The following is an 8,845-nucleotide window of genomic DNA, read 5'->3' on the forward strand; positions in this document are numbered from 1 at the left end:
CGTCACATGGGGTTCCAGCCGTCCGAGCCGGCCAGGTACTTCTGTGGGGTGTAGTTGGCGGCCTGCGAGTCGCTCAGCTGGGGCCGGTTGCTGTTGACGGTGGCCCCGGCGCCGGTGTTCTTGTACTCGAGGAACCGCGCGTTCTTCCAGGTGGCGTCGCCCATGTCGGTCCACGGCTGGGCAACCTTGATGGTGGCGCTGAGGCTCGACTCGCGGTACAGCACCTGGGCGCCCTGCCGCCAGGGCCGGCCCAGTTGGGTGACGTTGTTCGCCGCACCGGTGATGGTCGACTTGTAGAACAGGAACCCATAGGTCTTGGCGGGGTCCGTGCTGGCCGCCGTGATGGGGCCGCCGGTGCTGCGCTTCTCGTAGATCGAGCAGGCGTTGAAGACGGCGGTACCGCCGCTGTAGATGAAGTCGACGGTGCCCTCGACGTACGAGTTCACCACGTACAGCCGGGCGTCGTCGTTGATCTGGAAGGTGTCCTGGTCGCCGAGCAGCCGGACATTCCTGAGGATCGAGCGGTCGGCGTCCAACTGCAGGGCCACCGCCTGCTGCCCGCTGGTCTGGGTGCTCTCGTCGAAGTCGTTGCTGACGGTCAGGTTCGTCAGCACGCTGTCGTGACCGTTGACGAACATCGTGGCGCTGCCGCCGGGGAAGTTGCCCCCGGCCCAGTGGTTGTCCACGATGACCGTGCTGTTGGGCGAGGAGCCGAGACCCTGCAGCGTGATGTAGGGCTTGTTCGCCGGGATGGTGACGATCTCCCGGTACGTGCCCGGCTTGATGGTGATGGTGACGTGGCTGGTGTTGTTCGCCGGCACGGCGTTGATGGCCGCCTGCACCGTCGTGTACCGGCCGGTGCCGTCCGACGCGACCGTGGGCGTACCGGTCGTCGGGGGTGGGCTGGAGGTCGCGCCGGCGACGTAGTTGAACGACCACTGCATGCGGGCGATGTCGGAGCAGGTCTCCTGCACGATCGGGTTGTTGCCGGCTGTGGAGCCGTCCTTGTCGCTCAGGCAGAGCCCGGAGGAGACGCTCTTCACGAGGAACTTGCCGGACGCTGCCGAGGACGCGGCGAACGTCCACTGCTGGTTGGTACTGGTACCGCAGGTGTACTGCCACAGCTGCGTGCCGGATGTGGTGGTCGCGCTGGGGACGTCGACGCACTTGCCGCTGTTGGTGTTGACCAGCTTGAAGGCGCTGCCCTGGGTGACCGCCGTGAACTGCTGGTCGGTCGCGGCGCTGTTGCAGGCGGTCTGGATCAGTAGGGCGCTGTTGCCGGTCGAGGCGCCGGTGACGTCGACGCACTTGCCGCTGGCGCCGCTGGCCAGGGTGTAGACGCCGCCGGCCGTGGGGGTGCTGGCCGCCTCGGAGGGCCACGTCGATACGGCGAGCACCGTCAGAGGCACGGTCAGGAGCGCGGCGATGGTACCGGCGACCCGGACCGTGTGCCGGCGCCGCCGTGGCCGTCTTTCTGCATGCATGGATCCTCCAGGGCAGAGTGTGATAGTCATCGATGTATAGGTGCACCGTCCGGCGGCCGGATAACGAAAAGTTGACGGTGGCGATCCGGCTTTTTGCCGACCACGCCATTCAGCGCGCCGCGGACGATGGTGAGACAGCCCTGAGCTTGTGAACCTCAGGACTCCGGCATGGATGCGCCCATACCGTTGCCCGTGGTGAGAAAGTCGGTGGCGGGCAGGCTGCCGTCGGCGCGGCGGGCGCCCTGCGCGGCGGTGGCGTCGGTGGAGCGGAACATCGACGCGGTCCAGGTGCCGTCGTCCCACGTATTACGGCTGGTCCGCACGCCGGCGCCCATGCTGACCGGAGTGTGGTTGCCGATCGCGACGTTGCTGCGCATCGTCGCCGGGCTGTTCGGCATGTCGAAGCCGGTGGCGCCGTTACGGAACGCGGTGTTGTTCTGCAGCAACAACTCCGCGGGGTTGCCGCCGTCGGCGAAGCCGTCGTGAATGTTGTCCCAGGCGGCGTTGTGGCGCATGCTGAGGCTCGCGCTTGCCGGCGGGGTGCCGCCGCCAAGGGTGAAGCCGTTGCCGTTGCTGTGCCAGTCGGCCACGTTCCAGCGGTTGACGCCGTTGCCGTAGGCCCAGTTGTGCTGGATGTCGATGGCGCTGGCGAAGTCGCCGAAGTCGAAGCCGTCGTCGGCGTTGTCGAACGCGCGGCAGCCGCGCACGATGTTGTCCTCGCCCGAGCCGAACTTGATGCCCATGCCGATGCCGGTCTGACCCTGGTCGGCCGGGTTGTGGTTGTTGAAGAAATCGCTGTCGAGCACCTGGTTGCCGATCGTGCCGTCGTCGCGCAGAGTCAGGCCGGACTCCACGTTGTCGTGCATCGACAGGCGAAGGAAGACGTCGTACTCGCAGGACAGGCAGACGTACGCGTGGCTCCCGGAGTTCTCGACCTCCAAGCCCTGCACGCTCCAGTACGAGCCGTGCTGCGTGACCGTCCACTTGTCGGCGGGGATGTGGCTCGCGTCGATGACGGGGTGCTCGTCGCGGTACGAGCTCAGGGTGATCCGGTGTGTGGCGTCGCCGCTGGTGTCGATGGTGATCGGCGTCGTCGGCCTATAGGTGCCGCCGCGCATCGCGATCGTCTGACCGGGCCGAACAACGGCCGCGGCCTTGCTCAGCGACGCGTACGGATGGGCGATGCTCCCGTCGCTGGCGTCGTCACCGCCCGGGGCGACGAAGATGTCGGCAGTCGTCACGCCGGTGAACCGCGCCGGCAGCCCCGACGCGGACGGTTTCGGAGCCGCCGGAGTGCCGGCCGTCGCGGCCGGCCGCGACGGATTCAGCGCCAGTGCCCCGTGGCTGGGTCGGACCGCGGCGGCCGTCCCGCTCGGCCCGTCGCCGTTCGTCGGCGTCTCGTACACGGCGAACGCGATCCCGCCTCCGGCCACGACGGCCACGGCGGTGGCCACGGCCGCTTTGGTGTGCACAAACTGCTGCAGGTGCGCGAGCAGCCCGACGCCCTTGAAAGCGCCCGCCTTCGCCGCCGCGGCCTTGAGCCCGTGCATCGGGAGGACCGGCACCGGCAAGGAGGCGATGCCGGGCAGCAGCTTCTCCGGCGCCAGCAGGTCGGCGCTCAGCTCCGCGCAGCGTTGGCAGCCGCGCACGTGTCGGGTGAGGCGCTTGCGCCACAGCGCGTCGGTCTCGCCGTTCCATGCCTTGAGGACCTCGGCGAGTTCGGGACACCGCGGCGTTGCGCGCAGTGCCCGGACCACTCCGCGCGCCGCGTCCAGTTGCGTACGCATCCGCTGAACCCGCACGGCGACATGGGTCGGCTTCAGCCCCAGCGCGGCGGCGAGTTCGCCGCGGCTCAGCTCTCCGGCGGCCTCCTGCCACCACAGCGCGAGCAGGTGCCGGTCGTTCTCCTCCAGCCACCGGGTCGCCTCGGCGAGCTCCCGCCGCTGCCCGCTGAGCATGAGCCCGATGATGCTGCGTTCGACGAAGTCACCGCCCGGATCGGCGAGCTCCTCGGGTGCCTCGCGGGCTCGCTGCCGCCGGGTCGCCCTCCGGTGATGCATCTGGATCTGGCGGTACGCGATGGCCACCACCCACGACCGGAACCGGTCGGGTTCGCGCAGCCCCGCCAGCGACCGTACGACCTGGATCATCGTCTCCTGGACGAGGTCGTCGACGTCGGCGTGCCCGTTGAGCGCCCGCCCGATGACGTTGTAGACGATCGGCAGGTGGGCCGCGACGAGTTCGCCGAGCGCGCGTTCGTCTCCGCCCTGTGCCGCCCGCACGAGCGACGGGGTGTTGAGAACCGGCACGGTCTCACCCTGCGTCACCGCGGTCATTCCCTTCACGTCTCCGTTGCCGGGTAGGCGGTCGCGTCGCCGGGCCCGTATGTTCGCACAGCCCAGAAAGGCATGTAAAGCGTTTCGAACGGCACCGAAGTCGCATTCCCGGTTTGTGTTATCGCTCCCATCGTCCGTGCATCTACAGATTGGTTGCCCTGCGCGTTCACCCGGCGTGATCGTGTGGCTCAGGTACCGGCGAGGCGCTGGGTCAGCGGTTGTCGGCGGCCACCATCAACCTGATCTGCCCATCGATCCAGGCATTGATCAGGAGGTCGTCGGTGCCGTAGGCCTGTGCGAGCTCCGCCAGGGCGTGGCCGCAGCGCTCCAGACCGATCGTGGTGAGCCTGGCGGCACAGTCGCGCAGCCGGTCGGCGTAGGTCGGGGGCAGGTGTCGGCCGCCGCGGTGAGCCAACTCGGCAAGCAGGCGCAGCGCGCTGTCGAGTGTCAGGCCGATCTCGTCGGCGTACCCGGTCGAGCCGTTGTCGGTGTTGGGGGTGCCGGTGGCCGGGGCCAGGTCGGGTACCACTACCCGCTGGCCGTGGACCACGGCGAGGGGAGCGATGACGAGCCCCCCGCGGCCCCGGCGTACGACGCCGGAGACGTAGCGCGCCTCGGGCAAGGCGTCGGCGAGGGCGTCCAGAGCGCCAGGGCTGGCCGCGGAGTAGACGGCCGACACCGTCGCGGTACCGCCAGCCGGGTCGGTGATGACCGCGTCGAGACGCTGATCGCCGGGAAGATACCGGGTGGAGCGCACCTCCGCCACCGGTACGACACGAACGGCTTCCGCGTCGATGCGGGGACGGGTCAGGCGGGGCGGTAGGCGATCGAGTTCGGCGGTCAGAGCGGCAAGGTCCTTGGCGAGGATGCCGGGTGGCAGGTTGTCCCAGTCTCCCTGTGCACTCATGACGCTGTTGCGGGACAAGCGTCCGGCGGGTAGGCGGACCCGGCGGCTGGCGGTCCGCACGGCCGACTCGGTCACCACGTTTCCGGCGGCCAGCGCCGCGATCGTGGCTCCGGCGACCCGTCGACCGGCCGCGCCCGCGGGGGACTCGTCGTCGGCGGCCGTCCATTGGTGGCGCAGCACGAGCACGGTCGCGCTGGACGGGTCGGCGAGGAAGACGTCGGCGCTGCGTTCGGGGCCGGCCGCGCGGACCCGGCAACCGAGGCCGGTCAGCCGGATGGTGCGAAGCCGTGTCTCCGACGGCTCGTCGATGCCCAGAACGCTGGGTCGGGTCGTGCCGTTGCTGGTGGCACGGTGCCTGGCGTGCACCTCGGCGAGGAGTTCGGCGAACTGCTCGGCCTGGTAACGGGCGCTGCGTTGCGCGTACGCCGTGAGCTGATCGGCGATGTCGTCGATGGCGAGCAGCGGCCACCGCAGTCGTTCGGCGTCGAGGGCACGAGCGACCGCGGCGACGGCCGGTACGAGACCGGCGGCGTGCACCGCACCCTCAAGCAGCAGATCGTTGACAAGCTCGGCGGCGGAGGCGAGCGCGGTCCGCGTGCCGGAGGTGCCGGCGCCGACCTCGACGCGTACCTGCTGGGCGGTCGGGTCGGTGGCGTCGGCCGCGCGGAAGGCCCAGACCGCCAGCGCGACCGCTTCGTCGGCCGCCCCTTGCGCGGCGTCGCTCCGGACGTAGCCGAGGTCGCCCGGGACCAGGAAGCGAACGGTGCAGGAGGGAAGGTCGACGCGTGGGGCCGCGTCGCCGGGCGTGGGCCGGTGGACCTGGGCGACGTACCCGGCGCGAGCGGCGCGCCGTGCGGCTGCGAGAGCCCGCGGGCCGATGACCGCTTCGATCTGGTCGTCGGTGAAGTCCCCGGGCGACCACGGCGCCGAGGCGCCCGTGTCGGGGGTGCCCGCGTCGGGAGCGGCCGCGGTGGCCTGGTACGCCAGCACCAGTGTGATGGTGTGCCGGCAGTGGCCGACCGCGTCGCAGGTGCAGCTTGCCGTATCGAGGCCGCCGGGCGGCAGGGTCGTGCGTACCCCGTCGGGAAACTCGGCCCGTACCGTGCCGTCGGCGTCGGTGTCGATCGCCGGCAGTTCCCCGGCGTCGATGGTCTTGGCGGCCCGCTTCACCAGGCCGCGATTGGTCAGCGCCGCGAGTGCGTCGGCGGTGAGCGCCAGCAGGTCGGCTCTCATCGCCCCACCGTCTCGGCGACGAACTCGGCGAGGTGCGCGGGCGTCATCGCGCCGATGTGCGCTCCCACGTCCGCCAGCTGTTGGGCGATCTCGCGGTCGTACACCGGATTCGCCTCCTCGTCGAGCGCCGCGAGCCCCAGCACGTGGCTGCCCTGCTCGACCAGCCGGCGTACCGTGCGCACGAGGGACGATGGGCTGCCTCCCTCGTAGAAGTCGGTGACGAGAGCGACGATCGTGCGGCGCGGGTTGTCGACGAGACCCGCGCCGTAGGCCACCGCGCGGGCGATGTCGGTCCCACCTCCAAGCTGCACTTTGAGCAGGAGCTCGACGGGATCGTCGACGTCGGAGGTCAGATCCACCACGTCGGTGTCGAAGGCAACCAGATGGGTACGGATGCCGGGCAGGCCCCACAGGCACGCGGCGGTGACCGCGGCGTGAATGACCGAGCCGACCATCGAGCCGGACTGGTCGACGAGCAGGATGAACTGCCACGGCTCCAGTTGCCGGCGGTGACGTCCGAAGAAGTACGCCTCTTCGATGAGCAGCCGCCGCTGCTCCGGTTGGTAGTGGCCGAGGTTGGCCCGGATCGTGCGACGCATGTCGAAGTTGCGGGCTTGCCGGAACCGGCTGGGCCGCCGCGACCGCGCCCCGCTGAACGACTGCCGGACGGTGACGGCCAGGCGGTCCATCAGTTGCTGTACCACGGTTGCGACGATCCGCCGGGCCAGTGCGAGCACCTGCGGGTTCATCAGGTGCTTGGTGCGCAGCACGGCCTTGAGCAGTGTCGGGTTCGGTTCGATCCGGCCGAGCACGTCTGGGTCGGTGAGTACGTCGGGAATGTTGTACCGCTCGACAGCGTCGCGCTCGAGGCGTTCGACGGTCTCCTTGGGGAACAGCCTGGTGACCTGGTCGAGCCAGTCCACTGTGGTCAGTTGCGAGCTGCCATCGCCGCCATGGCGGGTACGCACCTCGCGGCGGGCGAGCTCCTCGTCCCGGCCGTACAGCCAGTCGAGTGCGGCGTCGCGGCCCGCGGCGGGCTGGCCGAGTGATTGCCCACCCAGGCAGGCGTCGCCGGCCTCGCCGAGGATCAGCCGCCAGCGTTCGAGGTTCGGATCCAGGGGCGCCGTCATCGGGGCGTCACCAGCCCTTCGCGGATCAGCACGTCATCCACGTAGGCGTCCAGTTCGCGGGCCCGTGCGGTCTGCATCGGATCCGAACGCAGCCGTAGCCAGCCCCGGGCGGAGCCGTGGATGCCGCGCCGGGACAGCATCGCCTCGGCGATCGTCTGCCGTTCCCGTGGTGGAAAGTACGCGAACGCCTGCCGCAACGCCGGCAACGCCACGAGGAAGTCGCCATCGGGCATCGCGCTGACCAGGCCGTCGAGCACGTCCAGCAGGCCGTCGTCAGCGATCGCCTCTTCACGGGCGGCGCTGAACAGGCCGGCCAGCCAGTCGCCGAGCGTGCCCGGTGCGCTCGCCCCACGAACGGCCCGCCGCGGGTCGGTGGCCGACCCCAACGACCAGCCGACGCCGAAGGCCGCACCGCGCAGGTCGGGCGGGGCCGACGTGTCAGCGGCGATGCGACCCATCACGGCCAGGGCCGCCGCCCGGTCCAGGTCCAGCGCCGCGCCGGCATGGTGTACCGCGTCCCGGATCGCCGCGATGGCGCGCAGCCGGGCCCGGTCGGCCGGCGCGGGTCCGCCGTGGACGCCTTCGGCGAGCCACAGTCCACGGGTGACAGCCTCGGCGATGACCGCGCCGAGGACCGGGCTCCGGGCGGTGTCGAACAACCGGTCGTGCCGCCACAGGCCCAGCGCGACGGCGAGCACCCCGCCGAGATCGCTCAGGTCGGTGATCGTCGCGGCACTGCCGCGCAGCGTCGCGACGATCTGGCCGGCCAGGGCGGTGATCCCGCACAGTACGGCGTCGAACAGCACCTCGGCGATCGCACCTGCCTGGCCTGACGCGGCCATCGAGCGTTCCAGCAGCTTCGCCGCGGCTGCCTCGGCGAGGGTGGGACCGTACGCGCCCGCCTCGATGAGGGCCACGAGACGGTCGTCGTGGGCCGCCAAGTGCCAGGTTTCGGTGAGCGTCGGATCCTCGCCCGGGCGAGGACCGCTCGGCCGGACGAACCCGGGGATGCCCAGGACCCGCAGTCGATGCAGGGTCCGGCTGCGTTCCCGGTCGACGTCATCGGTCAGGTCGACGCCGTGAGTTCCGTGCCCCTGCAGGCCGAGCCGGCTCAATTCGGCCGTCGCCTCGCCGACCAGCGGCGGCATCGGGGTGTCCGGGTGCAGCCGCCCGACCCGGTCGCCGGCGAGCGCGGCGACCATCTCGACCACGACCGGGTGCGTACCGACGGCCAGCCGGCCCCGGTGCGCCCACGGCAGCGGTACCTCCATCGCCTCGCCGACCAGCGCCGACACCAGACCGTCGAGAACGTCGGCCCGGCTCGGGTAGCCGTGTCCACGGATGCGCGCCAGTCCCTCGGCCATCGTCCGCGCCGCGATCAGGTCGGCGGTGGAGACCGGCTGGCCGCGTCCGCGTAGGCGGCGCACCACGGCCTCGGCGAGTCCACCCGCCGCCGCGATGGGCCCGTCGTCCCACACCCGTTGATAGAACTCGGGTGACGGCATCCCGGACTGGTAGCCCTGGAAGGCGTCCAGGCGCTTGAACGAGTACGGCACCAGGTAGCTCGACCCGGTCGCGTCCGGCGGCGGTTGCGGCACCGGGGGCCACTCCGGGTCGGCGGGCTCGGTGCACAGCCGCTCCAATGCCGGACGGTGGAAACCTCCGCAGACCACCAGCACCGGGCCTTCGCCGCGGGCGGCTGCGGCCCGGATCCAGCCGGCCATGTAGGTCTCGCGTTCCAGGTCGGCCGCTGAC

5 protein-coding genes are annotated in these 8,845 nt (G+C 70.9%); all 5 read right to left on the reverse strand.

The genetic code is table 11. The features are described from left to right. Positions 1–2 precede the first annotated feature (2 nt). Positions 3–1,484: a pectinesterase family protein gene (locus Raf01_RS24700; protein WP_203920378.1), complete on the reverse strand. Its 1,482-nt coding sequence runs from the start codon at positions 1,482–1,484 to the stop codon at positions 3–5. A gap of 155 nt (positions 1,485–1,639) precedes the next feature. After that, entirely contained in the window at positions 1,640–3,820 is a 2,181-nt protein-coding gene (locus Raf01_RS24705) for a sigma-70 family RNA polymerase sigma factor (protein ID WP_203920379.1), read from the reverse strand. A gap of 211 nt (positions 3,821–4,031) precedes the next feature. Continuing rightward, on the reverse strand, positions 4,032–5,960 hold the full coding sequence (locus tag Raf01_RS24710) for a YehQ family protein (RefSeq protein WP_203920380.1): 1,929 nt from the start codon (positions 5,958–5,960) through the stop codon (positions 4,032–4,034). After that, entirely contained in the window at positions 5,957–7,090 is a 1,134-nt protein-coding gene (locus Raf01_RS24715; RefSeq protein ID WP_203920381.1) for a VWA domain-containing protein, read from the reverse strand. Before Raf01_RS24715 ends, Raf01_RS24710 begins: the two co-directional genes overlap by 4 nt. Beyond that, positions 7,087–8,845: DUF5682 family protein (locus Raf01_RS24720; RefSeq protein ID WP_203920382.1), on the reverse strand; the 1,759-nt coding region annotated here is incomplete at its 5' end. The genes Raf01_RS24720 and Raf01_RS24715, both read right to left, overlap by 4 nt.

The organism is Rugosimonospora africana (genome assembly GCF_016862975.1).
In the GTDB taxonomy this organism is placed as follows: Bacteria; Actinomycetota; Actinomycetes; order Mycobacteriales; family Micromonosporaceae; genus Rugosimonospora; species Rugosimonospora africana.

Bases quoted from the DNA above. Each gene is read 5' to 3' on its own strand.
- Raf01_RS24700 (WP_203920378.1), bottom strand. From the start codon at position 1,484: ATGCATGCAGAAAGACGGCCACGGCGGCGCCGGCACACGGTCCGGGTC.
- Raf01_RS24705 (WP_203920379.1), bottom strand. From the start codon at position 3,820: ATGACCGCGGTGACGCAGGGTGAGACCGTGCCGGTTCTCAACACCCCG.
- Raf01_RS24710 (WP_203920380.1), bottom strand. From the start codon at position 5,960: ATGAGAGCCGACCTGCTGGCGCTCACCGCCGACGCACTCGCGGCGCTG.
- Raf01_RS24715 (WP_203920381.1), bottom strand. From the start codon at position 7,090: ATGACGGCGCCCCTGGATCCGAACCTCGAACGCTGGCGGCTGATCCTC.